At 64.8% G+C, this 22,431-nt stretch carries 22 protein-coding genes; 8 read left to right on the forward strand and 14 right to left on the reverse strand.

Going from position 1 to position 22,431, the window contains the following annotated elements; all coding sequences use genetic code 11:
• Positions 1–40 precede the first annotated feature (40 nt).
• The 4 genes from BTH42_RS09355 (at position 41) to BTH42_RS09370 (ending at position 5,594) form a co-directional block, all read left to right on the forward strand.
• Positions 41–1,192 (forward strand): efflux RND transporter periplasmic adaptor subunit, encoded by a 1,152-nt coding sequence (locus BTH42_RS09355; RefSeq protein ID WP_075298190.1) that lies wholly within the window; start codon positions 41–43, stop codon positions 1,190–1,192.
• 15 nt (positions 1,193–1,207) lie between these two features.
• Positions 1,208–4,261: an efflux RND transporter permease subunit gene (locus BTH42_RS09360; RefSeq protein WP_305954784.1), complete on the forward strand. Its 3,054-nt coding sequence runs from the start codon at positions 1,208–1,210 to the stop codon at positions 4,259–4,261.
• Between the two features lie 86 nt (positions 4,262–4,347).
• On the forward strand, positions 4,348–4,935 hold the full coding sequence (locus BTH42_RS09365) for a DUF4337 domain-containing protein (RefSeq protein WP_075298194.1): 588 nt from the start codon (positions 4,348–4,350) through the stop codon (positions 4,933–4,935).
• A gap of 41 nt (positions 4,936–4,976) precedes the next feature.
• Positions 4,977–5,594 carry a LysE family translocator gene (locus tag BTH42_RS09370; RefSeq protein WP_075298196.1) on the forward strand — a complete coding sequence of 206 codons (618 nt, stop codon included), beginning with the start codon at positions 4,977–4,979 and terminating at the stop codon, positions 5,592–5,594.
• Between the two features lie 53 nt (positions 5,595–5,647).
• On the opposite strand, the gene BTH42_RS09375 is transcribed toward BTH42_RS09370, so the two are convergent.
• From BTH42_RS09375 to BTH42_RS09390, 4 genes are all read right to left on the reverse strand, one after another.
• Positions 5,648–6,922 carry an RNA polymerase sigma factor gene (locus BTH42_RS09375; RefSeq protein WP_075298198.1) on the reverse strand — a complete coding sequence of 425 codons (1,275 nt, stop codon included), beginning with the start codon at positions 6,920–6,922 and terminating at the stop codon, positions 5,648–5,650.
• 4 nt (positions 6,923–6,926) lie between these two features.
• A complete protein-coding gene (locus BTH42_RS09380) occupies positions 6,927–7,340 on the reverse strand; it encodes a VOC family protein (RefSeq protein ID WP_075298200.1) in 414 nt (137 codons plus the stop codon).
• A 67-nt stretch (positions 7,341–7,407) separates the two neighbouring features.
• Positions 7,408–7,821 (reverse strand): YciI family protein, encoded by a 414-nt coding sequence (locus BTH42_RS09385; protein ID WP_075298202.1) that lies wholly within the window; start codon positions 7,819–7,821, stop codon positions 7,408–7,410.
• Between the two features lie 225 nt (positions 7,822–8,046).
• Complete coding sequence (locus tag BTH42_RS09390) at positions 8,047–8,400, reverse strand: YciI family protein (protein WP_075298204.1); 354 nt, start codon at positions 8,398–8,400, stop codon at positions 8,047–8,049.
• Between the two features lie 327 nt (positions 8,401–8,727).
• Between BTH42_RS09390 and BTH42_RS09395 the strand changes: the two genes are divergently transcribed.
• Positions 8,728–10,692 carry a hypothetical protein gene (locus BTH42_RS09395; RefSeq protein ID WP_075298206.1) on the forward strand — a complete coding sequence of 655 codons (1,965 nt, stop codon included), beginning with the start codon at positions 8,728–8,730 and terminating at the stop codon, positions 10,690–10,692.
• Positions 10,693–10,873: 181 nt separating this feature from the next.
• On the opposite strand, the gene BTH42_RS09400 is transcribed toward BTH42_RS09395, so the two are convergent.
• From BTH42_RS09400 to BTH42_RS09410, 3 genes are all read right to left on the reverse strand, one after another.
• On the reverse strand, positions 10,874–11,347 hold the full coding sequence (locus BTH42_RS09400; RefSeq protein WP_075298208.1) for a hypothetical protein: 474 nt from the start codon (positions 11,345–11,347) through the stop codon (positions 10,874–10,876).
• A gap of 1,084 nt (positions 11,348–12,431) precedes the next feature.
• On the reverse strand, positions 12,432–12,704 hold the full coding sequence (locus BTH42_RS09405) for a DUF1488 domain-containing protein (protein WP_075298210.1): 273 nt from the start codon (positions 12,702–12,704) through the stop codon (positions 12,432–12,434).
• 49 nt (positions 12,705–12,753) lie between these two features.
• Positions 12,754–13,125, reverse strand: a complete 372-nt coding sequence (locus BTH42_RS09410) for a hypothetical protein (RefSeq protein ID WP_075298212.1) — start codon at positions 13,123–13,125, stop codon at positions 12,754–12,756.
• A 327-nt stretch (positions 13,126–13,452) separates the two neighbouring features.
• Here BTH42_RS09410 and BTH42_RS09420 point away from each other — a divergent pair, with 327 nt between their 5' ends.
• Together BTH42_RS09420 and BTH42_RS09425 are read left to right on the forward strand one after the other, a co-directional pair.
• Positions 13,453–13,953, forward strand: a complete 501-nt coding sequence (locus BTH42_RS09420; RefSeq protein ID WP_075298217.1) for a GNAT family N-acetyltransferase — start codon at positions 13,453–13,455, stop codon at positions 13,951–13,953.
• A gap of 18 nt (positions 13,954–13,971) precedes the next feature.
• Positions 13,972–14,322, forward strand: coding sequence for a DOPA 4,5-dioxygenase family protein (locus BTH42_RS09425; protein WP_075298220.1), 351 nt, complete (start codon positions 13,972–13,974; stop codon positions 14,320–14,322).
• Positions 14,323–14,390: 68 nt separating this feature from the next.
• Here BTH42_RS09425 and BTH42_RS09430 read toward each other — a convergent pair whose 3' ends face one another.
• From BTH42_RS09430 to BTH42_RS09450, 5 genes are all read right to left on the reverse strand, one after another.
• Positions 14,391–14,705, reverse strand: a complete 315-nt coding sequence (locus tag BTH42_RS09430) for a high-potential iron-sulfur protein (protein WP_075298223.1) — start codon at positions 14,703–14,705, stop codon at positions 14,391–14,393.
• Positions 14,706–14,739: 34 nt separating this feature from the next.
• Positions 14,740–15,474 (reverse strand): nitroreductase, encoded by a 735-nt coding sequence (locus BTH42_RS09435; protein ID WP_075298226.1) that lies wholly within the window; start codon positions 15,472–15,474, stop codon positions 14,740–14,742.
• A 77-nt stretch (positions 15,475–15,551) separates the two neighbouring features.
• Entirely contained in the window at positions 15,552–16,283 is a 732-nt protein-coding gene (locus BTH42_RS09440; protein ID WP_075298228.1) for a PepSY-associated TM helix domain-containing protein, read from the reverse strand.
• A complete protein-coding gene (locus BTH42_RS09445; protein ID WP_075298231.1) occupies positions 16,280–16,963 on the reverse strand; it encodes a Fe2+-dependent dioxygenase in 684 nt (227 codons plus the stop codon). The genes BTH42_RS09440 and BTH42_RS09445 overlap by 4 nt, the downstream gene beginning before the upstream one ends.
• Positions 16,964–17,066: 103 nt before the next feature.
• Entirely contained in the window at positions 17,067–19,346 is a 2,280-nt protein-coding gene (locus BTH42_RS09450) for a TonB-dependent siderophore receptor (RefSeq protein WP_075298234.1), read from the reverse strand.
• A 473-nt stretch (positions 19,347–19,819) separates the two neighbouring features.
• On the opposite strand from BTH42_RS09450, the gene BTH42_RS09455 reads away from it, so the two are divergent.
• Positions 19,820–20,815 (forward strand): aldo/keto reductase, encoded by a 996-nt coding sequence (locus tag BTH42_RS09455; RefSeq protein WP_075298237.1) that lies wholly within the window; start codon positions 19,820–19,822, stop codon positions 20,813–20,815.
• A 142-nt stretch (positions 20,816–20,957) separates the two neighbouring features.
• Here the strand turns inward: BTH42_RS09455 and BTH42_RS09460 are convergent, their stop codons facing one another.
• Together BTH42_RS09460 and BTH42_RS09465 are read right to left on the reverse strand one after the other, a co-directional pair.
• On the reverse strand, positions 20,958–21,527 hold the full coding sequence (locus BTH42_RS09460) for a YbhB/YbcL family Raf kinase inhibitor-like protein (protein WP_075298240.1): 570 nt from the start codon (positions 21,525–21,527) through the stop codon (positions 20,958–20,960).
• A 63-nt stretch (positions 21,528–21,590) separates the two neighbouring features.
• On the reverse strand, positions 21,591–22,385 hold the full coding sequence (locus BTH42_RS09465) for an ROK family protein (protein WP_075298650.1): 795 nt from the start codon (positions 22,383–22,385) through the stop codon (positions 21,591–21,593).
• Positions 22,386–22,431: the final 46 nt, after the last annotated feature.

The raw sequence follows: 22,431 nt of genomic DNA on the forward strand, positions 1-22,431 counted from the left end.
GAACACCCAGCCCTCGCCCGCCCCGAGCAAGGACACCACGATGACCACAAGAAAACCGATGGCAAAGCGGATGGTGATCATGTTGATCTGCGTCGGCCTGCTGCTCGCCGCGCTGGTCGGCTTCAACATGTTCCGCGCGCATATGTTCGCGAAGTTCATGGCGGCCAACACCTCGCCGCCGGCGACGGTATCGGCGGTGGTGGTCCACTACCAGTCGTGGCAGCCGCAGCTCGCGGCGGTCGGCAGCCTGCGCGCGGTGCGCGGCGTCGACGTGACGACCGAAGTCGCGGGCCTCGTGCGCGAGGTCGCGTTCGTATCCGGGCAGGAAGCAAAGGCCGGCCAGATCCTCGTGCGACTGAACGCCGACAGCGACGTCGCGCTGCTGCAATCGCTGCAAGCCGCCGCCGAACTCGCACGGACCGTCTACGAGCGCGACCGCGCGCAGTACGACATCAAGGCGATCGCGAAGGCTCAACTCGACGCGGACACGGCCGACCTGAAAGCCAAGAAGGCCCAGGTCGCGCAACAGCTGGCGCTCGTCGACAAGAAGACTATTCGCGCGCCGTTCGCGGGGCGCCTGGGCATCACGACGATCAACCCCGGCCAATACCTGAACCCCGGCGACGCGATCGTCACGCTGCAAGCGATCGATCCGATCTACGCCGACTTCTCGGTGCCGCAGCAGCAACTCGGCCTGCTCGCGATCGGCGCGCCGGTCAGCGTCGATACCAACGCATACAGCGGCCAGAGCTTCGCCGGCAAGATCCGCTCGGTGAGCCCGAAAGTGGACAGCGCGACGCGCAACGTGCAGATCGAGGCGAGCGTCGACAATCGCGAGCGCAAGCTGCTGCCCGGCATGTACGCGAACGTGAAGATCGACTCGGGCACCGCCGAGCGCCACCTGACGCTGCCGCAAACCGCGATCACCTACAACCCGTACGGCGCGACCGTCTTTGTCGTGAAGCCGGGCACGCAGCCGAACGCGCAGGGCAAGACACTGCCGGTCGCGCAGCAGGTGTTCGTGACGCCGGGGCCGACGCGCGGCGATCAGGTCGCGATTCTGAAGGGCGTCGACGAAGGCGCGCAGGTTGTGACCAGCGGCCAGATCAAGCTGAAGAACGGCACGCCGCTGATCGTCGATAACCGCGTGCAGCCGGCCGACAGTCCGAACCCCGCGCCGCAGGAACAATAAGCGAGGCCGCCGATCATGTTCACGGACATCTTCATCCGCCGGCCGGTGCTCGCTTCGGTCGTGAGCCTGCTGATCCTCGTGCTCGGCCTGCGCGCGCTCGCGGTGCTCAAGGTCAGCCAGTATCCGCAGACCGAAAACGCAGTGGTCACGATCACCACCGCGTACTACGGCGCGAACTCCGACACCATCGCCGGTTTCATCACGCAGCCGCTCGAAGCGGCGATCGCGCAGGCGCAGGGGATCGACTACATGTCGTCGACCAGCATCACCGGCGTGTCGACGATCATCGCAACGCTGCGCCTGAACTACGACGCGAACCGCGCGCTGACCGAGATCAACACGCAGATCGGCTCGGTGCGCAACCAGTTGCCGCCGCAGGCGCAGCAGCCGGTGCTGACGGTGCAGACCGGGCAGACCACCGACGCGATGTACATGGGCTTCTACAGCAGCGTGCTGCCGAGCAACAACGTCACCGACTACCTGCTGCGCGTGGTCAAACCGAAACTCGATTCGATCCAGGGCGTGCAGACCGCCGAAGTGCTCGGCGGCCGCCAGTTCGCGATGCGCGCGTGGCTCGATTCGGCGAAGCTGGCCGCGCACGGCGTGAGCGCGAGCGACGTCTATAGCGCGCTCGGCAACAACAACTATCTGGCGACGCTCGGCTCGACCAAAGGGCAAATGGTCAGCGTCGATCTGGAAGCGGGCACCGATCTGCACACCGTCGAAGACTTCAAGCAGCTGGTGGTCAAACAGAAGAACGGCTCGATCGTGCGCCTCGAAGATGTCGCGAACGTCGTGCTCGGCGCCGACAGCTACGACTTCAACGTCGCGTTCAGCGGCAAGCGTTCGGTGTTCATCGGCATCAAGGTCGCGCCGGACGCGAACATTCTCGACGTCGCGAAACGCGTGAAGGTCGTGTTCCCCGAGTTGCAGAAGCAGTTTCCGACCGGCATGACGGGCGACATCGTTTATGACGCGACCGACTTCGTGAACACCGCGATCGACGAAGTGATCAAGACGCTGGTCGAAGCGCTGCTGATCGTGACCGTCGTGATCTTCCTGTTTCTCGGCAGCTTCCGCGCGGTGATCGTGCCGCTGATCGCGATGCCGCTATCGCTGATCGGCACGTTCTTCGTGATGCAGGTGCTCGGCTATTCGATCAACCTGCTGACGCTGCTCGCGCTGGTGCTCGCGATCGGGCTGGTGGTCGACGACGCGATCATCGTCGTGGAAAACGTCGACCGGCATATGAAGCACGAGGGCAAGACGCCGTTCGATGCCGCGCTGATCGCCGCGCGCGAACTCGGCGGCCCGATCGTCGCGATGACCGTGGTGCTGATCGCGGTGTACGCGCCGATCGGTTTCCAGGGCGGGCTGACCGGCGCGCTCTTCACCGAATTCGCGTTCACGCTGGCGGGCGCGGTCACCGTATCGGGCGTGATCGCGCTCACGTTGTCGCCGATGATGTGCTCGCGTTTCTTCCGCGCCGAACAGGAGTCGGGGCGTTTCGCGCGTTTTGTCGACCGTCAGTTCGAGCGCGTGCATCGCGGCTACGGCCGGCTGTTACATGCGACGCTCGATACCTGGCCGGTGTTCGTGCTGATGGGCGTGCTGCTGCTGTGCGGCACCGTCTACCTGTTCATGACTTCGCAGTCCGAACTCGCGCCGCAGGAGGACCAGGGCGTGGTGCTGTCGCAGATCGTCGGGCCGCCGAACGCGACGATCCAGCAGATGCAGACCTACGCGGACCAGGTGTTCGATGCATCGAAAGCGCTGCCCGAATACGCGCAGATGTTCCAGCTGACGGGATCGCCGACCATCAACCAGGGGATCGGCGGCGTGCTGTTCAAGACCTGGGATCAGCGCGGCAAGAACGCGACCGAACTGCAGCAGGAGTTGCAGCAGAAGTGGAATCAGATCGCCGGCGCGCGCGTCGCCGCGTTCCAGTTTCCGCCGCTGCCGGGCTCGCAGGGCTTGCCGGTGCAGTTCGTGATCAGCACGACCGAGCCGTTCGAGAACCTCAACGAGGTGTCGCAAGCGGTGCTGGAAAAAGCCCGTCAGAGTGGGATGTTCTTTTTCGTCGATACCGATCTGAAGATCGACAAGCCGGAAGTCGCGCTGGTGGTCGATCGCGACAAGGTCGCCTCGCTCGGGATGTCGCAAAGCGATGTCGGTCAGGCGCTCGGTTCGGCGCTCGGCGGCGGCTACGTGAACTACTTTTCGATTGCGGGGCGCTCGTACAAGGTGATTCCGCAGGTGTTGCAGACCGACCGGCTGAACCCGTCGCAAGTGCTCGACTACTATCTGCGCACGCCGGACGGCAGCGTGATTCCGGCCTCGACGGTCGCGCATCTGCGCCACACCGTCGTGCCCGAATCGATCAACCACTTCCAGCAGCTCAATTCGGCGACGATCTCCGGCGTGATCGTACCGGGCGTGTCGCAAGGCCAGGTGCTCGACTTTCTGCGCAACGCGACCACCCAGGTCGCGCCCGCCGGCTATGCGGCCGATTACTCGGGCGAGTCGCGCCAGTTCGTGCAGGAGTCGGGCGGCTTCGTGATCACGCTGCTGCTCGCGACGATCATCGTGTTCCTCGCGCTCGCCGCGCAATTCGAGAGCTTTCGCGATCCGATCGTGATCCTGATCTCGGTGCCGATGGCGCTGTTCGGCGCGCTGATCTTCATCAACATCGGGCTGACGACGCTGAACATCTACACCCAGGTCGGCCTCGTCACGCTAATGGGGCTCGTCAGCAAGCACGGCATCCTGATCGTGCAGTTCGCCAACGAATTGCAGCGCGCCGGCCGCTCGAAGCGCGACGCGATCGAAGAAGCCGCCGGCGTGCGGCTGCGGCCGATCCTGATGACGACCGCCGCGATGGTGCTCGGCGTGCTGCCGCTCGTGATCGCATCGGGCGCGGGCGCGGCGGGCCGCAACGCGATGGGCCTCGTGATCTTCACCGGGATGTCGATCGGTACGCTGTTCACGTTGTTCGTGGTGCCGGCGATGTACATGTGCCTGGCGGCCGATCATCAGCGGCATGCGCGGGCGCCGGAATCGGTCGCCTGAGCCCGCGCGCGACGCGCTAAGATTGAGCCCCGCCGGGCCACCCGCTGCCCGGCGTCGAAAAGAAAAGCAGCGCCCCGGAGAATCAGATGTCTGAAGAATATGAAGTGCATGGTCCGCACGACCATGCGGTCGAGCACGCCGGTCACGGCGGCCATCGCGACGCCGATCCGTTCGCGAGCCGGATGGCGGTGATGACCGCGATCCTCGCGACGATCGGCGCGCTGTGCGCGTACCAGAGCGGCAATAGCGAGAACCTCGCGCTGTTCTACAAGAACGAAGCCGCGATCAAGAAGACCGAAGCGTCGAACCAGTGGTCCTACTATCAGGCGAAAGGCGAGAAGGAGAACCTCGCCGAACTCGGCGCGGCGCTCGCGGCGCCGAACAGCGACGCGCATGCGAAATTCGCCGCCGATGTCGAGAAATACAAGCAGCAGAAAGAGCCGATCCGCGCGAACGCCGAAGCGATCGAAAAGCAGGTGGTCGCCGCCGATACCCGCAGCGAAGCGCTGCTGCACGGTCATCACCGCTGGGCACAGGCCACGCTGCTGATTCAGGTGGCGATCGCGCTGTGTGCGATCACGCTGCTCACGCGTAAGAAGTGGTTGCGCAATCTGTCGTTCGTCGTCGCCGCGGGAGGGGTTCTGACTGCCGGCGCGGCGTTTTTCGGGTTGTAGCAGCGGCGCCCCGTAGTGCTAATCAAATCAGGGAGTCTGTCGTGGTCGATGGTGGCGCCGTGCTCGGCGTGTTTTCCGTATATATCGCCGGGGTCGTGAGCCCCGGCCCGAACTTCGTCGCGGTCGCGCACAAGGCCGCGTCGGCGACCCGCATCGAGGCGCTCGCGATGGTCGCCGGCATCGTGCTCGTCAATCTGTTCTGGGCGAGTTGCGCGATTCTCGGCGTCGGCATCGTGTTCGCCGCGTTTCCGTGGCTCGCGCTGGTGGTGCGGGTGGCCGGCGCGTGTTATCTGCTGTGGTTCGGCGGGCGGCTGATCTTCAACGCGTCGGCGGCGAGGCAAGCGACGCTCGGCAACGCGCCGTCGGGCGGTTTTCGCCAGGCGTTCGCGCAGGGCTTCGCGACCAACATCGCGAATCCGAAATCGATGGCGTTCTTTGCGGCGGTGTTTTCGTCGGCGGCGCCCGCGCATGTGAGCACCGGCACGTTCGCGGCGATGCTCGGGATGGTGCTGGTGGTCGCGAGCAGCTGGTATGGCTTCGTCGCGCTGGCGTTATCGCATGCGCGGATCGCGGCCGCGTACCGGCGCGGCAAGATGTGGGTCGATCGCGTATGCGGCGGGTTGATCGTCGCGTTGGGCGTGCGGCAGTTGCTTCGTTGAGCGATCCAATGCGCGATCTGATGCGCGATCCAATGCGCGATTCAATGCGCGATTCAATGCGCGAGTCCGCGCGCCCGCTCCAGCAATAACTCCCGCTCGCGCGCATTGCGCGTCATCGCCGCGGCGCGCTCGAACTCCGCGCGCGCTTCGTCGATGCGCGCGAGCTTGACCAGCAGATCGCCGCGCACGCTCGGCAGCCAGTGATAATTGGCGAGCGCCGGATCGGCCGCGAGCCGATCGACTATTTCGAGCCCCGCCGCCGGCCCGGACGCCATCCCCACCGCCACCGCGCGATTCAACTCGACCACCGGCGACGGCGCGACCTGCGCCAGCGCATCGTAAAGCGCGACGATACGCGCCCAGTCGGTATCCTCGGCGCGCCGCGCGCGTGCGTGGCACGCAGCCAGCGCGGCCTGCAACGCATACGGCCCGCTGCCGCCGCCGAGCGCCTGCGCGCGCTGCAACGCGGCGAGCCCGCGGCGAATCAACAGCGGATCCCAGCGGCTGCGATCCTGATCGAGCAGCAGCACCGGCCGCCCCTGTGCATCGACGCGCGCATGCGTGCGCGACGCCTGAATCTCCATCAACGCGACGAGGCCGAGCACTTCGCTTTCGTCCGGCACGAGTCCGCCGAGCACGCGGCCGAGCCGCAGCGCTTCCTCGCACAGCGCCGGGCGCATCCAGTCGTCGCCGGCGGTCGCCGAATAGCCTTCGTTGAAAATCAGGTAGATCACCTGCAATACCGACGCGAGCCGCGGCGCGCGCGCATCCGCTTGCGGCACCTCGAACGGCACGCGCGCCGCCGTGAGCGTGCGCTTCGCGCGCACGATCCGCTGCGCGATGGTCGGCTCGGGCACGAGGAACGCGCGGGCGATTTCGTCGGTGGTCAGGCCGCCGAGCAAACGCAGCGTCAGCGCGACGCGCGCGTCGGTCGACAGCACCGGATGGCACGCGGTGAAGATCAGCCGCAGCAGATCGTCGCCGATGTCGTCGGCGCGCGCGGCATCGAGCGCATCGACGAAATCCGGCACCACGTGCGCTTCGATCGCGTCGAGATCGTGGCCGAGTTCCTCGCGTTTGCGCGCGTGCAGCGCTTCCTGGCGCAGACGGTCGAGCGCGCGGTTTTTCGCGGTCGTCATCAGCCACGCTCCCGGATTGTCGGGCACGCCGGCCGCCGGCCAGTGTTCGAGCGCGGCCACCAGCGCGTCCTGCGCGAGTTCCTCGGCAAGCCCCACGTCGCGCACGATCCGCGCGACGTGGGCGATGACCTTGGCGGCTTCGATCCGCCAGACAGCCTCGATCGCACGATGCGTCGCCTGGGTCGTCACGGCCTTAACCCGCGGCGGCCGGATAAGCGTTCGGTTCCATGTAGGCAAGCTCCCAGATATGCCCGTCGAGGTCCTCGAAGCCGTGTCCGTACATGAAGCCGTGGTCCTGCGGCTCGCGCGGCGCGCGGCCGCCGGCGGCGAGCGCCTTCGCGACCAGCGCGTCCACTTCCGCGCGGCTCTCGCACGACAGGCACACGAGCACTTCAGTGCTCTCCTTCGCGTTCGCGACCGGCTTCGGCGTGAAGGACTGGAACATCGGCTTTTCCAGCAGCATCGCGTAGATGTTGTCGCCGACGATCAGACTCACCGCGTGCTCGTTGCTGAAGCGCGGCTCGATGCCGAAGCCGAGCGCGCTGAAGAAGGCCTTCGAGCGCTCGACGTTGTCCACCGGCAAATTCACGTAGATCTGTTTGTGCATGATGCGGGGTCCTGACTGTCTGGTCTGTTGATCCGGTTACGCTACCTGCTCTTTTTGCGCTGCCTGCTCAGCGGCGGCTTTCTTCGAGCTTGCGAAACTGCTCGATTTCCGGGCCCGGTTCGAAGTCTTCGAGTTCGAACAGCTGGCGCACTTCGATTTCGCCGTCGGCCTGTTCGCCGAACGGCGCCGGAACGCGGCGCGCCCATTCCATCGCTTCGTCGCGCGAACGCACCTGGATCAGCGTATAGCCGGCGATCAGTTCCTTGGTGTCCGTGAACGGTCCGTCGATCACCGTCCGCTTGCCGCCGCTGTACTTCACGCGCCAGCCTTTCGAGCTTGGCTGCAGGCCGGTCGCGTCGAGCAGCACGCCCGCTTTCGCGAGTTCTTCGTGATACGCGCCCATCGCGGCGAGCAGCGACGCTTCCGGCATCTGGCCGGCTTCGCTGGCGGCGGTGGCCTTGACGATGATCATGAATCGCATGGTGCTGGCTCCTTTGTGCGTTGTCTTTTGTCAGAGATGGCGAACGGGCCGCCGCCGGAACGCGAGACCACTGCGCGCTCGTTATTGACACGACGAACGATAGGCATGGAGATCGACACGCGCGATGAGCGCGCGGCATCAGGGAAAACACTGAGCCAGGCAGGTGGACCGTACGTGGGGTATCGGCAAGTGGAGCGACGCAGCAGGTCGTGCGTGATCGCGCGGCTACATAAAACACGGCCCCAGCTTACGCACCTCGACCGTGCACCAGCCCGCCGCCGGACAGGCCTGCGCGATTTCGAGCGCTTCCTCGCGGCTGTCGCAGTTCAGCAGATAGAAGCCGCCGATCATTTCCTTCGCCTCGGCGAACGGGCCGTCGATCAGTTTCGGCTGGTCGTTGCGGACCTGCACGCGCACCGCTTCGTTCTGCGAAGTCAGCGATTCGGCCGCGCGCAGCTTGCCGCGCGCCTTCAGGTCGTCGGCGAAACGCAGCATCTGCGCATAGAGATCGCGGCCCGCGGCTTCGCCGCGCTCGCTGCGTTGTTCGACGGGTTCGACGATGAGCAGCATGTAGGACATGATGTCTCCGCTAAGGCTCGGGTGGGATGCGCTGGCAACGGCGTCAGCTTCGGCGCAGGACAGGCCAGCCAGTCTAGCAAGCAGCAATCGCAGCGGCAAACGCGCCGCCGCAGGCGGGCGGCGAACTCCCGCACCTCACTACGGAAACCCGTAAGCCCACACTCACCTTCGCGTCACAACCTCCGCCCGCCACACAACCGCCGCTTTGAAGTATTCTCCGAACTCCATTCGAAACCACGCTAAAACAGCGGTTTTAGCGGCCTGACCGGCACCGCCGCTTCAAGCGGCCCGGCAGTCATTCAAACAATCCGAGCAGCGGGGAAATTCATGCATCGATCGATCGTGCGTAGCGGCATCGCAGCCGCCGTCGCCAGCGTCCTTTTACAACTCGGCGGTTGCGGCAACGGCGGCGATTCCGGCACCGGTTCGTCGAGCACGGCGCCCGCGACCACGACCTCGATCGGCGGCACCGTCGCGGCGGGCAGCGCACTGGTCGGCGCGAAGCTCACGCTGATCGACGCGAGCGGCACCCAGACCACCGCGACCACCGACACGCAGGGCGCGTACAGCCTTTCGGTAAAAGGCATGACGCTGCCGTTCTTCATCGTCGCGAAGGACGCGAGCGGGCTCAGCGCGCCGCTCGTGTCGGTGGTCGCGAAACTGCCGACCGGCAGCGCGCCGGCCGTCGTCAACGTGACCACGCTGACCACCGCGCTCGCCGCGATGCTGACCAGTTCGGGCAATCCGCTCGAACTCGCATCGACCGGCACGCTCGCGAAAGTGACGCTGCAAGCGGTGCAACTCGCGACCATCACGCTCGACACGATCCTCGCGAACCTGCTCCAGCAGAACGGCATCGCGCCGGCCGGCTTCGATCCGATCGGCATCGCGTTCACGCCGAACCATAGCGGCGCCGACGCGGTGATCGATTCGGTCTCGGTCGTCACGAGCGCCAACGGCGGCCGCACGCTGGTGTCGAACGCGGCGCCCGGCGCGGGCGTCGCGCTGAACAGCAAGACCGCGATGGGCGCGGTGCTCGCCGCGCCGTCCGCCGCCGCGAACTATCTGGAACCGCTCGCCGCGCTGCTGACCGCGTGCGCGGCGAACGGCACGTTGAACGCCGCGTCGTGCACGCCGGCGCTCGACGCGTCGTTCAAGGACAACGGCTCGACCGATCTCGCCAGCGCGCACGGCCTGACCGATGCCCAGATGACCGGCGCGGTGTTCGGCTCGCCGAAGACGCTCGCGTTTTTCACGCGCAACGGCAAGCAGCTCGCGCTCGTGCAGTTGCCGTTCACGCTCGCGAGCGGCCAGCCGGGTCTGCTGTACAGCGTCGCGCAGGCGCTGGCGACGCCGGTCACGCTCGCCGGCGGCGCGCAGCTCGGCTGGGATCTGCTCGGCGATCAGTCGTCGTTCGCGGTCGCGCTCACGTCGCAACTGCAGCGCCGCACGTTCGTCGATACGCGCCTGAACGACGTGAATCGCTACGAAGCCGGGCTCGACATCACGATTCCGACCGCGGCGAATCCGAACGTGTATTCCGCTTCGGTGACGGGGCCGGGTCTTGCCGCGCCGGTGTGGCTGATGCCGCGCGCCGCGTCCGGCAACAGCACGCTCGCTCTCGCCGACAGCGCGTTGAGCGCGCCGCCGGTCGCGCCCGCGACGACCAGCAGCAATACGTCGCTGTATCGCTGGTCGTGGCAGTCGTTGTCGTCGACGGCGAGCTTCAGCGCGCCCGCGTCGAGCGGCTACTACGCGGCGCAAGCGGTCGACGCGGGCACCGTGCCGCTCTACTCGACCTACACGGTCACGTTCTACGACAGCACCGGCGCGCAGCTCGGGCAGTCGTCGGTGATCAATCCGGGCAGTCCGCTCAATGCATCGGCGGCCGGCGCGGCCGCGTGGCCGACGCTGATGATGAACGACGCGACCACCCAGTTCCTCACGCCCGGCACCGAACTCGCCGCCGCGCAGTACGCGCTGAGCGTCACGTGGTCGACGCCGGTGGACGGGCTCGATCTGACGGTGCCGATCAACTCGGTGCAGATTCAGGCGAGCGCGCTGTCGGGTTCGAGCTTGCAGCAGGTGAACGGCTTCTCCGCCGGTCAGCCGAACAACACGACGGTCGGCCAGTATCAGACGACGGTGAGTGCCGGTGTCGATTCGAGCGGTACACAAACCTGCACAAATTGCCCGTTCCCGGCACTGACGACCGACGGTTCGCGGCTGATCCAGTTGCGCGGCGGACAGAGCGGAATCGCGTATTACGACGTGACGCAGTACAACGATTGAGGTGGTTGGCGGTCGCGGGCTTGCGAGGCGAGGCTTCGCAACTCGCGCCGCCGTTGCTGAAAAGCACCCGATTATTTAAAGGCGCGCCGGAATGAATTACGCCCCAAAGTCTGGACACCGGTCCAGGCTTTGGGGCGTTTTTCGTCGGACCCGCACTGCGCTATGCGCGGCGGTTGATCGTTCAAACCACCGCGTCCGCCAGCGCGCGCAACCGCGCCGAGCGCATCAAACCTTCGATCATCCGCGCTTCCGCGCTCGCCAGTTCGCTCAGCGACGCGGCCGCCAGTTGTCCGTCGAAAATCGCCAGCGCTGCGCACAGACGCGCGTACTCGTCGTCTTCGAGCGTCCATTTGCCGGTTTCGCGCTCGCGCAGATCCAGCCGCACCAGCGCCGCATGCGCGCGCTCGATCTCCGTCAGCGCGTCTTCGGCGAGCCCGATGCACGCGAGTTCCTGCGACACCAGCAGATGCCGGCTCAGCGTCGTGTGCAAAGTGCGCGCGCCGTGGCCGCCGCGCAGCGCGTCGAGCGCCGCGTAGGCTTGCAGCAGCATCGTCTGCGTGACCGGCTGGTGGGCGGTACGGCTCGTGGTCAGCGCGCGTAACAACGGGGACATGGCCGGTTGGCCGTGCTTGCGGACTCGCGATTTGCTCGACATATCGATTCAACCTCCTCTCTTTGTTGCGCGCCCCAACCGCGGCACGCGACAACGGCAGACGCCGCGCTCAATCATCCGACGCATTGCGCGTCCGACAAGTTCACGAATTTCTATTTGCGACCTATTAAGCCGCTTTCAACAGACCGTAGCGTAGAACGCAATGCGCGCATATCGGTTCGAACCCCGCAGATACAAGAGCGGTTTCGGCCACGGCGAAAAAAAACCCTGTCCCGCGAGGGACAGGGTTTGACAGGATGGAACAGTCGAACATGCGCGTGGATGCCTGCCGACCTATAACCACCAAACTTACAAGGCTGTTGCTACGAAACTACCGAACTACGAAATTACAAAATTACAAAATTACGAAACGCACCTGCGATTACCGCACCTGCAATTTCTACCGCCTGACAGCAAACTTCAAACTGCCGATTCAAACTTCTACTTCACATTCGCTTCGACGACTACTGCAATTACTGCTGCAATTTCTACCGCCTCGACCTGATCACCGAAACGGATCACTGCATGATGTCACTGCATGATGCTATTGCATGCGGTCCGGTCCCTCGTTATCGAACTCACCTGGCCGCTACCCCCTTGCTTCTTCGCGTTTGCCCTTTGAGTGGGTTGCACGCTGGTATTGCTATCTTGCACATTGCCTGTACTGCGGACTGCAAACTACCGACTGCTCACTGCGTGCTACGAACTGCGTGCTACGAACTGCGTGCTACGAACTGCGTGTTGCGAACTGCGTGTCGCGAACTGCCACTGCCACTGCCACTGCCACTGCCACTGCCACTGCCACTGCCACTGCCACTGCCACTGCCACTGCCAATTACTGACTGCGATCAACGGTACGGTTCAGAACACGACGCGGGGGAATCGCGTCGATGGGCTTGTCATGCGTCGCTCCATGGAAATCAGTGTAGGCGAGCACGCGCGAATGCAATTGCGCGAAGCGAGGGGCAATGGCGGGTTAATTTAGCGAATGGATGTAACAGCGCTTTTGTCGGACGTGACGCGGCGGACGCGCGACTGCGAGCACGACCACGGCAGCGCGCGCGTCACCGCAAACGTGCCGCGCATATCAACCGCGCGACGAAAAATCGGCGATCGTCAGCAGCACTCTCTCGCCGGGACGCGCGAGCATTTTCCGTTCGGCCACCGCGGTAATGCGTTTGCGGCCATCGGCAAAGGTCTTCAGAATGCGTGCCTCGCCGGCGCCGCGTTGCAGCCAGAAGAACTGTTCGAGCGCCTCGCGCGTGACCGCGCATTCGAGATCGCGACCGCGCGACGACAACTGGAAAATCACCGCGCGCCCATCCGCGGAGACGCTGGGTACCGCCTCGATCATCGACATAGCCCACCTCCCAACGTTGATCTGGACATTCGCATCATCACTGCGAACGTCACCGGGAAACTTCTGTATCACCCGCGGCGTCACTCGCGCATGCATCGCTAGCGACGGCACCCGTTGCTGTTCCGAACAACGCATCGAGCGCGACATCCGCCGACACGCGCGCCGGTCCATTGAGCCAGCGCGGCCGCTTCAGACAGAACTCGTGCAGCAGCACGTTCAACGCATCGGCGAGTGCCTGGGTGCCGCGCCTCACGCCGCGCGACGCGGCCGCGATCGCCAGCCACGAATGCGGCGGCCGCAGTTCGTGGCAAACGCCATGCGGATCGGCGAAACGCAAACAGCCGGTGTCGGGATAGAACACGAGCGAGACGGCCTGGCCGGCGGCGTCGCGCGTGACGGTGTGGGGTTCCGCGTTCAGCATCGTTCGTATGATTAGAGTGGTTCGCTTCGTTATCGCGCCAACGCCGCGCCGTTTGGCCGGCAGCGTGGTTGCGCGTGTGCCGCGGATCGATATGCATCGCGCGAACGACGCGCCGAAACGGCCCGCGCTCGCGACAAGCGAACGATGCCTGAGCAAGTCGTATGCCCATGCGCGAACCCCGGCTCGCCGCAGCGAGCGCTCGCACTGCATCGCAAAGTGGAAAGGCCGCAACATAACCGCGTGGTAAAAAAGCGCAGCGGGCGCGACAATCGAAGACAATTGTTACTCGTGCTCCCCCACACCATCGAGCACCGCAACCCTGCCGCCATGTCCCAACCGCCTGTCCAACAACCCGACCTGATCCTGCGCCGCGCGCATGCCGGCGACGAGGCGTTCCTGCTCGAACTGCGTCGCGCGACGATGACCGAACACCTGGTGCGCGCCGGCGAACCGACCGACGAAGCGACTCATCGCGCGCGTCTGCTCGACCGTTACGATGCCGCGCAGGTCATCTGCGTCGACGGCGCGCCCGCCGGTCTGCTGAAGGCATTCCGCGACAACGCCGGATGGTTCGTCGAACAGTTGCAGATCGCGCCGGCGTTCCAACGGCGCGGCATCGGTGAACAGGTGTTGCGCACGATCCTGCGCGCCGCCGCGGCCGAGTCGGTGCCGGTCGCGTTGCACGTGTTCAAGGACAATCCCGCCAAACGGCTGTACGATCGACTCGGCTTCGAGATCGTCGGCGCGGATGACAGACAGTTTCACATGCGCGTTGCAATGCGCGCGCCGGCGGACACCGAAGCAGAACGAATGTCGGATAAAGACTGATACGCAATGAACTCTGATATGACTTTTCGTGAACCGTCAGCCATCGAGAGCTGGCATGCGCACATCTATTTCGATGCGGCGAGCCGCGACGCCGCCTGGGCGTTTCGCGAACAGATCGCCGCGCATTGGGGCGAGCAATTGCAGATCGGCCGCTTTCATGAACGCCCGGTCGGCCCGCATCCTATGTGGTCGTATCAGCTCGCGTTCACGCAGGCGCAATTCGCCGACGTGGTCGGCTGGCTGACACTCAATCACGGCGCGCTCGATGTATTTCTGCATCCGAATACCGGCGACGCGCTACGCGATCATCGCGACGCCGCCGTGTGGATCGGCCATTCGTATGAGCTGGTGTTGAAGGCGTTGCTGTAGAGATAGTTATTGCGCGAGGCGGCGGCTTGCGCCGCCGGCTTTTGCTTCGCCGTCTGCTTTGTCCACGCTCACATATTCGAATAAGCGCTGCACCAGCCGCGCGCCGCGACCTGCTTGTCGCCGAACAGCGTGCAACCGCCATACGGATCCGACGCGCTGCCCTGAAACAGCGAGCAATTCGCGCACGACTGCCCCGCCGCGAAGTTCGGGAATTTCGCCTTGTCGACTTTCGACGCATCTTCTACGTAGCCGACCGCCTGCGCCTGCGGATCGCTGACGCTGAGCGTGGCGGGCGCGCCCGCGGCGAACGCGGCGCGCGAGAACACGAGCGACGAACCGACGCCCGCGCCCAGTAATAGAAAGTGGCGGCGCGATGTTTTCATTGTCATTGGTTCCGGTGGGGACTGACGAATACGCTCAATCGAGAAAGCGCGCGAACTGCCCGACCGGTTCGCGTTCGGTGCGCAGCGCATTGACCGGCGCGCTTTCGTCGGCGAAACCGAGCGACATCCCGCAGACGAACTGCTCGTTGTCCGGCAAGCCGAGATGCGCGGCAATCAGCCGATGAAACTGAATGAACGCGGCCTGCGGGCAGGTATCGAGTCCGCGGCCGCGCGCGGCCGTCATGATCGCTTGCAGGAACATGCCGTAGTCGAGCCAGCTGCCGCGCTCGAGACTGCGATCGATCGTAAACAGCAGACCGACCGGCGCGCCGAAGAAGCGGAAGTTGCGCGCGTGCTGTTCGTGCATGCGAGCTTTGTCGCCCTTCTCGATGCCGAGCAGTCCATACATGTCCCAGCCGATCTTGCGACGCCGGTCGATGAACGGCGACAGCCACTGCTGCGGATAGTACGGATATTCCTCGCGATAGAGCGAGTCGCGCTGCGGGTCGTCGTACGCGGCGAGCAGCTCGCGCGACAAACCCGCGAGCGATTCGCCGGTTAGTACGTAGACCTTCCACGGCTGGGTGTTGGTGCCGGACGGGGAGCGGCTGGCGGCTTCGAGAATCGCTTCGAGGTCGGCGCGCGGCACCGGCGTGGGCAGAAACGCGCGGACCGAGCGGCGCGTCGTCAGCGCGGCATCGACGATATCTGCGCTGCTGGCAGCATTGGCGGCATTGACAGCACCGGCGGAATTGGCGGAAGAAGTCATCGGCGGACGGCGGCAGAGCCAGCGGAAGTGGGGCTGCGACGATTCTAGCGCGTGCCGGCCGGGACCTGCGCGCGGGCCTACATCGTCCCCAACGCCACCGCCGCCGCGATCGAGCCGAGCACCAGCACCACGCCAACCGTCTTGCGCTTATGCAGCTCGGTCCACAACAACACGCCGGTCAACGACAGCAGAATCAGACTGCCCGCCAGCGTATCGATCAGCAGCACCCAGCCGACGCTGAGACCAACGCCTTTATGCAGATTCGTCAGCATCGCGAGAAAGGTGTTCGCGCTGCGCTTGACGGTCACATAGTTATTGCCGACCCAGTACTCGATCGACGTGTTTTCTTTCGGCGTCGCGAACGTCAGTTGCCAGTGCTCGGGCTGCACGACGCTGCGATCGCCCCACGCCACCGAACGCGCGGGCTCCTGCTGCATCCGCCCCGGATTGCCGGTAAGTTTCAGTTCGTGCTTCAGCCATTGCCCGAGCTCACGCGGCGTTTGCGGCGCCGGTTGCGGCAGCGGCACCTGCATCGTCGCCACTTGCGGCGCGCCGGTCGAAACCTTCAGCGGGCCGGCGCGATGATTGAGAAAAAACCCGGTGGTGCCGAACAGCAGACCGAGCGCAGCACCCCACAGCCCGACCCAGCCGTGCACCTTGCGCAGCCATTTGATGAACGTCGCGCGGCGTGAGCGCTGCTGACGCGCTTTCAGTTCATCGCCGGCGAGACGCTGCCTGTCGTGCCGTTCGTGATTGCCGGGTTGGCCGACCGTGGACGGTTGAAGATCGATGAGGTCCGAGTCGCTCACGTTTCGCTCCAGCTACGCAACAGATTGTGATAACAGCCGACGAGACTGCGGCGCGCGGTGTCGTCGGCCTGGGTGGCATTGAGCCGTTGAATCGCGGTGTCCATGTCGAACAGCAGCGCGCGCTGCGTATCGCTGCGCACGAGGCTTTGCACCCAGAAGAAGCTCGCCACGCGCGCGCCGCGCGTGACCGGCGTGACCTGATGCAGGCTGGTGGCCGGATAGACGATCATGTCGCCGGCTGGCAGCTTCACCTGCTGCACGCCGTAGGTGTCTTCGATCACGAGTTCGCCGCCGTCGTATTCGTCGGGCGCGCTCAGGAAAAGCGTCACCGACACATCGGTGCGCAGCTTCACGCCATTCGGCAGTACTCGCACCGCGCCGTCGACGTGACTGCCGAACGTCATGCCGCCCTCGTAGCGATTGAACAGCGGCGGATACACCTGGTTCGGCAGCACCGCGCTGATGAACAGCGGATTGCGTTCGATCGCCGCCAGAATCACGTCGCCGAGTTCGCGCGCGACCGGCGTATGTTCGGCGATCTGCTGGTTGCGTTTGACAGGCGCGCCCTGATAGCCGGCGGTCGCGCGGCCGTCGACCCACGCGTCGCCCGCCTGGTCGAGCCGCTCGCGCAGCGAACGCACTTGAGCGGCGTCCAGTACGTTCGGAATGTGCAGCAACATGATGTGTCCTTCGCGTCGGCTTGCCGTGAACAAAACGGCAAGCCTAACGCATCCGCCGGGTGCGCGACAAAAACGCGTGCCAGCACGCGCACCCGGGCGCGGATTAAAAGCGGTAGTCGAACGTCGCGAGCAGCGTGCGGCCGATGCCCGGCACCGAACGGCCGCCGTCCGACGGAATCAACGCGTCGTAGTAGTACTTGTTGGTCAGGTTCAGCAGATTCAGACGCACGGAGTACTTCTTCGCGTGATACGCGGCGGTCGCGTCCCAACGCGTATAGCCCGGCACCTTCACGTAGTTCGTGTTCGACGCGTAGCGCGGCGACATATAGATCGGACCGCCGCCGATTTCCCAGTGCGGGGTGATCGCATAAGTGGTCCAGAACGTCAGCGTGTTGCGCGGCGTGTTGGCCGGCGTATGGCCCTGAGTGCCGTCGGCCGCCTTCAGGATCGTCGCGTCCATGTACGTGTAGCCGCCGAAAATCTGCCACTTTTCGGTGATATGGCCGGTCACGCCCGCCTGGAAACCGTCGACGCGAATGTCGCCGGCCAGCGTGTATTCGGTCGGCGAAACCTGGGTGCGCGCGTTGTCCATTTCCTGGCGGAAGAATGCCGAGTTCAACGAAATATTGCCGCCGAACAGGTCCCACTTGCCGCCCACTTCATACGACTTCGTCAATTCCGGCGCGAGGTTCTGCGTGAGGTTGGTGACCGTCAGCGATTCGAGCGACGGGTTGAACGACGTGCCGTACGACACGTAGTACGACTGCCAGTCGGTCGGCTGATAGATCACGCCCGCGCGCACGCTGGTGAAGTAGTTGGTCTGGCTCGCGTAAGCCGGCGCGCTGACCGAGTTGTGAATTTCCGCCGAGAAACGATCCCAACGCAGACCGCCGACGATCTTCCAGTGCGGCGTCAGCGTGACCGTGTCGTTCAGGTACGCGGCGATTTCGTTCGCGCTCGAGTCCGCGAAATTGCCGACCGTGGTCGTCACGTTCGCGGGCGTGCCGATGATCGGCGGATTGAGCATCGGCACGACCGGCAGGTTGTTACGCGTGTACGCCTGGTTCGTGTAAGTGTCGCGGCCCACTTCGATACCGGCGATCACGTCGTGCTTGATCGAGCCGGTATTGAATTTGTATTCGAGCATCGTGTCGTTGTAGATCGCGTGATTCTCGATCACGCGATCGTGACTTTGCAGCTTGATGAAGAGCTGCGACGGCGACAGTGTCGTGAAGTTGCCGTTGCTCAATGCGGGGCTCGACGCCAGCGGTCCGGTCAGCACCGCTTGCGGCGCGGTTTCGCGCGCGTCGGTGGTCGAGTGCGAGATCTGCGTCTGGTTCGTCAGCGTCAGGTTCTCGGAGAACCGGTGCTTGATCGCCGCGTTGAAGATCTGCACGTCCTGGATCGTGCGGTCGCTGGTCAGCCCGTAAAAGGTGTTCTTCGGCACCGGCGACGGCCGGCCGTTCAACGCCTGAATCCCGTAGTCGGGCATGTCGTTGTTACGCTGGATCAGTGCGGACAACGTAATTTCGGTCGGCGTGCCGATGCCGAAGCGCAGCTCGGGCGCGACGCCGAAGTCCTTGTTCTTCATCACGTCGCGCGTCGAACCGAGGCTTTGGCCGAACGCGTTCAGGCGGATCGCCGAAGTGTCGGTGAGCTTGTGATTGACGTCGACGGTCGAGCGGTAGCGGTCGTCGGTACCGATCATGCCGGTCACTTCGGCCGAGTCCTTCAGGTTCGCTTTCTTGCTGACCTGGTTGATCACGCCGCCGGTCGAGCCGCGGCCGAACAGCATCGACGAAGGACCGTACAGCACTTCGAGCGATTCGAGATCGAAGGTGTCGCGGTAGTACTGGTTGCGGTCGCGAAAGCCGTCCAGATAGATGTCGTTCTGCGCGGTGAAGCCGCGCAGGTTGATGTTGTTGCCGATCTGGCCGCCTTCGGCCGCGCCGATCGTCACGCCCGGCGCGTTGCGCAGCGCGTCGGTAAACGACGTCGCGCCTTGCGACGACAGCAGATCCCGATTGATCACGGTGACGGTCTGCGGAATATCGCGCAGCGCGGTCGGCGTCTTCGCGCCCACCGTTGCACGATCCGCCTGGAAGTCCTGCTGCACCGCCTGGGCCTGCACGCCGATGGTCGGCAGGGTTTGCCCGTCGGCGACCGGAGCGCTGTTTTGCGTCGTGCCTTGCGCGCTGGCCGGCGCATTATTTTGCGCGTCGTTTTGCGCGAGCGTGATCGTCCCGTTCGACGTCTGCGCCGATGCGCCGGTTGCCGCCGGTTGTAGCGCGCTTTGCGGCGCGGTCTGCGCAACGACCGGCGTCGCGAAAGGAACGGTGAAAGCTAGCGCGAGCGCTGTCACCAGCGGCGTGTGATTGAGCATGGAAATCCCGTCGGAAATGCGCTTGTCTGATCCGCATGTCTGGAGCGGATTTCATGACAAATTCGCAAGTGGCTGGCTGCCGCTCTCCGCAATAAGCGCGGAAAAGACGGGATTGGCTGGCTGTTTTTAAATGAGAATCGCTATCATTCCACACGCATAAAACGGCATCAATCACCGCGCATGCTTACCGGCGGTAAGGGATTTGTTTCGACGTTTTACCGGAGTAGGCTTAATGTAATTTTTAGCGCTAACGGTACGTCTGATTATTACGCCGACGAATTGCTCTGCTGAATTAAATTCAATTAAATACAGCGCGCTTTAGCGATTTAACATTACAAATAATCTTTCAATTAAATAACTCGGATCGGTGACGGCGGCGCGCACGAAATTTCGACTCCGTTTATCCTTTTTACAACACTGCGGTTCCGCCCTCGGCGGGCCGGCTCTCTCATCCCCTCTTCTGGAGTCGATCCATGCAATACCGTCAATTCGGCCGCACCGGCCTGAGCGTTTCGCGTCTGTGTCTCGGCACGATGACCTTTGGACTGCAAACCGAGGAAAACGCGTCGCATCGCATCCTCGACACCGCGGCCGACGCCGGCGTCAATTTCATCGACACCGCGAACGTCTACCCGCTCGGCAGCGGCGAGGACCTGGCCGGCCGCACCGAGGAGATCGTCGGCCGCTGGCTGAAGGGCAAGCGCGAGCGCTTCATCGTCGCGACCAAGGCGGTCGGCAAGATGGGGCCGGCCGCATGGGACCAGGGCGCGTCGCGCAAACATCTGCTCGACGCGATCGATGCATCGCTGCGCCGCCTCGGCACCGATTACGTCGATCTGTACCAGCTGCATTCCGACGACCCGAAAACGCCACTCGACGAAACCCTCGAAGCGCTCGATACCATCGTGCGCTCGGGCAAGGCGCGCTATGTCGGCGTGTCGAACTTTCTCGCGTACCGGCTCGCACGCGTGTTGGGACGCGCGGACGTGCTGCGCGTCGCGCGCTTCGTGTCGGTGCAGCCGCGCTACAACCTGCTGTTCCGGCAGATCGAGCGCGAACTGCTGCCGCTCGCCGCCGAGGAGCAGCTCGCGGTGATGCCGTATAACCCGCTCGCGGGCGGCCTGCTGACCGGCAAGCACCGGCACGATGCGGCGCCCGCCGAAGGGCGTTTCACCGCGAGCGTCGGCAAGGCGGGGGCGATGTATCAGCAGCGCTACTGGCACGAGCGCGAGTTCGAAACCATCGAGCAATTGAAGGCGCTGGTCGCGCCGACCGGCGAATCGCTGGCGAAGGTATCGCTCGCCTGGGTGCTCGCGAATCCGCTGATCTCGTCGGCGATCATCGGCGCGAGCCGCGCCGAGCAGTTGAGCGATACGCTCGCGGCCGCGGATTACGTGCTCGACGACGCGTTGAAGGCACAGCTCGATGACGCGACGGTGCAATATCGCTGGGGGGATGCGGCGCGGTAAGTGGTGCGGTAAGTGGTGCGGTAAGTGGTGCGATAAGCGCAGCGATAAGCGCAGCGATAAGCGCAGCGATAAGCGCAGCGATAAGCGCAGCGATAAGCGCAGCGATAAGCGGCGCGCCCAGCGCCGCGGGCTAACGTATCGCTCAACGCCCGTACCGCAGCACCGTGCTCGTCGCGGCGAGCACGTGCCCCTGAATCGCCTCGAACAGCGCGTCTTTCTTCAGACCGGCCGGCAATGCGCCGGGCGCGAGATCGAGCGCGAACACCTGCACCACGTAGTGATGCGGCACTTCGCCGACCGGCGGACACGGCCCGTGATAGCCGGGGCCGCCGGTCACGTTCAGGCCCGCCGCGCTGCCGGACGGCGCCGCTTCGCCGGCGGCGAGCCCGGTGACCGACGGCGCGATCCCGTAGACGACCCAGTGCACGACGCCCAGACCCTTCGCGCCGTCCGGATCGGAAATCGTCACCGCGAAACTTTTCGTGCCGGCCGGCGCGTTATGCCATTGCAGCGCCGGCGAGATATTGCGGCCGCCGCAGTTGTTCGCGCTTGCCGCGTGGCTCGAATCGAGCGTGCCGCCGTCGGCGAGACCCGGCGACGTCAGCGAGAACGCCTGTTGCGCGTACGCATGCGCGCTCGCGTAGGCGAGCAGCGCGCAGGTGCCGACCGACAGCAGGCGGCGGGTGAGGGAGAGATTGAGGCGGGTCGTCATGGGGCGTCTCCGGGTCGGCACTGCATTCGATCACTGAACGAGCTTCGCGCTACTGATCAACCGTCACTTCGGCGTGAACCGCCCGGTCTTTTCCGTCGCCTCCGGGAACTGCCGGGTCTCGCGCACCGACAGCGGATGCCACAGACGCGCGCCGCCCTCGATGCCGGCATCGTTCGACACGGTCGCCACGTGCGGCGGCAGCTCGAACTTCAGACGCGCCGCATTGCCGCCGCCGATCCACAGTTTGTCGTAATTGACCAGCGCATCCAGAATGCCGATCACCTTCTGCACGCGACGATTCCAGCGCTTGTTGCCGACCTTCTCGCGCGCCGCCTCGCCGATGTATTCGTCGTACGCGACGCCTTTCTTGCTGACCGGATGATGCGCGAGTTCCAGATGCGGCATCAGCTCGCCGTCGCGGAACATCGCGGTGCCCGCGCCGGTGCCGAGCGTCAGCACGAATTCGAGGCCGTGACCTTCGATCGCCGCGAAGCCCTGCATTTCCGCATCGTTGATCATTCGCACCGGCAGGCCGCCGACGCGCTGCGCGAGCGCATCCGCGAGCGGAATGTCGTGCCAGCCTTCGACGCCGAAATGCGGCGCGGTGAGGATGCGGTTGTCGCGCACCACGCCCGGAAAGCCTATCGAAATCAGCGCCGGCGGCGCCTGCTCGATTAGCGGCGCGACCAGTTGCGCGAGCGCGTCCACCAGTTGATCCGGCGTGCACGGATGCGGGGTCGCGACGCGCACGCGTTCGGTTTTCATCTTGCCGTCGGCGCCGATGATCGCGGCTTTCAGGCCGGTGCCGCCGACGTCGATCGCGAGGATGTTTTCGTTGGCCGCCGCGCTTTGCTTCAGTGCGCCCTTTGCTGTGCGTTGTTTCGCTGTGCGTTGTTTCGCTGTG

It is taken from the genome of Burkholderia sp. SRS-W-2-2016 (assembly GCF_001931485.1).
In the GTDB taxonomy this organism is placed as follows: Bacteria; Pseudomonadota; Gammaproteobacteria; order Burkholderiales; family Burkholderiaceae; genus Paraburkholderia.

Coding starts and splice junctions, on each gene's coding strand:
- BTH42_RS09355 (WP_075298190.1), top strand. CDS start 41: ATGACCACAAGAAAACCGATGGCAAAGCGGATGGTGATCATGTTGATC.
- BTH42_RS09360 (WP_305954784.1), top strand. CDS start 1,208: ATGTTCACGGACATCTTCATCCGCCGGCCGGTGCTCGCTTCGGTCGTG.
- BTH42_RS09365 (WP_075298194.1), top strand. CDS start 4,348: ATGTCTGAAGAATATGAAGTGCATGGTCCGCACGACCATGCGGTCGAG.
- BTH42_RS09380 (WP_075298200.1), bottom strand. CDS start 7,340: ATGCACAAACAGATCTACGTGAATTTGCCGGTGGACAACGTCGAGCGC.
- BTH42_RS09385 (WP_075298202.1), bottom strand. CDS start 7,821: ATGCGATTCATGATCATCGTCAAGGCCACCGCCGCCAGCGAAGCCGGC.
- BTH42_RS09390 (WP_075298204.1), bottom strand. CDS start 8,400: ATGTCCTACATGCTGCTCATCGTCGAACCCGTCGAACAACGCAGCGAG.
- BTH42_RS09395 (WP_075298206.1), top strand. CDS start 8,728: ATGCATCGATCGATCGTGCGTAGCGGCATCGCAGCCGCCGTCGCCAGC.
- BTH42_RS09400 (WP_075298208.1), bottom strand. CDS start 11,347: ATGTCGAGCAAATCGCGAGTCCGCAAGCACGGCCAACCGGCCATGTCC.
- BTH42_RS09405 (WP_075298210.1), bottom strand. CDS start 12,704: ATGTCGATGATCGAGGCGGTACCCAGCGTCTCCGCGGATGGGCGCGCG.
- BTH42_RS09410 (WP_075298212.1), bottom strand. CDS start 13,125: ATGCTGAACGCGGAACCCCACACCGTCACGCGCGACGCCGCCGGCCAG.
- BTH42_RS09420 (WP_075298217.1), top strand. CDS start 13,453: ATGTCCCAACCGCCTGTCCAACAACCCGACCTGATCCTGCGCCGCGCG.
- BTH42_RS09425 (WP_075298220.1), top strand. CDS start 13,972: ATGACTTTTCGTGAACCGTCAGCCATCGAGAGCTGGCATGCGCACATC.
- BTH42_RS09430 (WP_075298223.1), bottom strand. CDS start 14,705: ATGAAAACATCGCGCCGCCACTTTCTATTACTGGGCGCGGGCGTCGGT.
- BTH42_RS09435 (WP_075298226.1), bottom strand. CDS start 15,474: ATGACTTCTTCCGCCAATTCCGCCGGTGCTGTCAATGCCGCCAATGCT.
- BTH42_RS09445 (WP_075298231.1), bottom strand. CDS start 16,963: ATGTTGCTGCACATTCCGAACGTACTGGACGCCGCTCAAGTGCGTTCG.
- BTH42_RS09450 (WP_075298234.1), bottom strand. CDS start 19,346: ATGCTCAATCACACGCCGCTGGTGACAGCGCTCGCGCTAGCTTTCACC.
- BTH42_RS09455 (WP_075298237.1), top strand. CDS start 19,820: ATGCAATACCGTCAATTCGGCCGCACCGGCCTGAGCGTTTCGCGTCTG.
- BTH42_RS09460 (WP_075298240.1), bottom strand. CDS start 21,527: ATGACGACCCGCCTCAATCTCTCCCTCACCCGCCGCCTGCTGTCGGTC.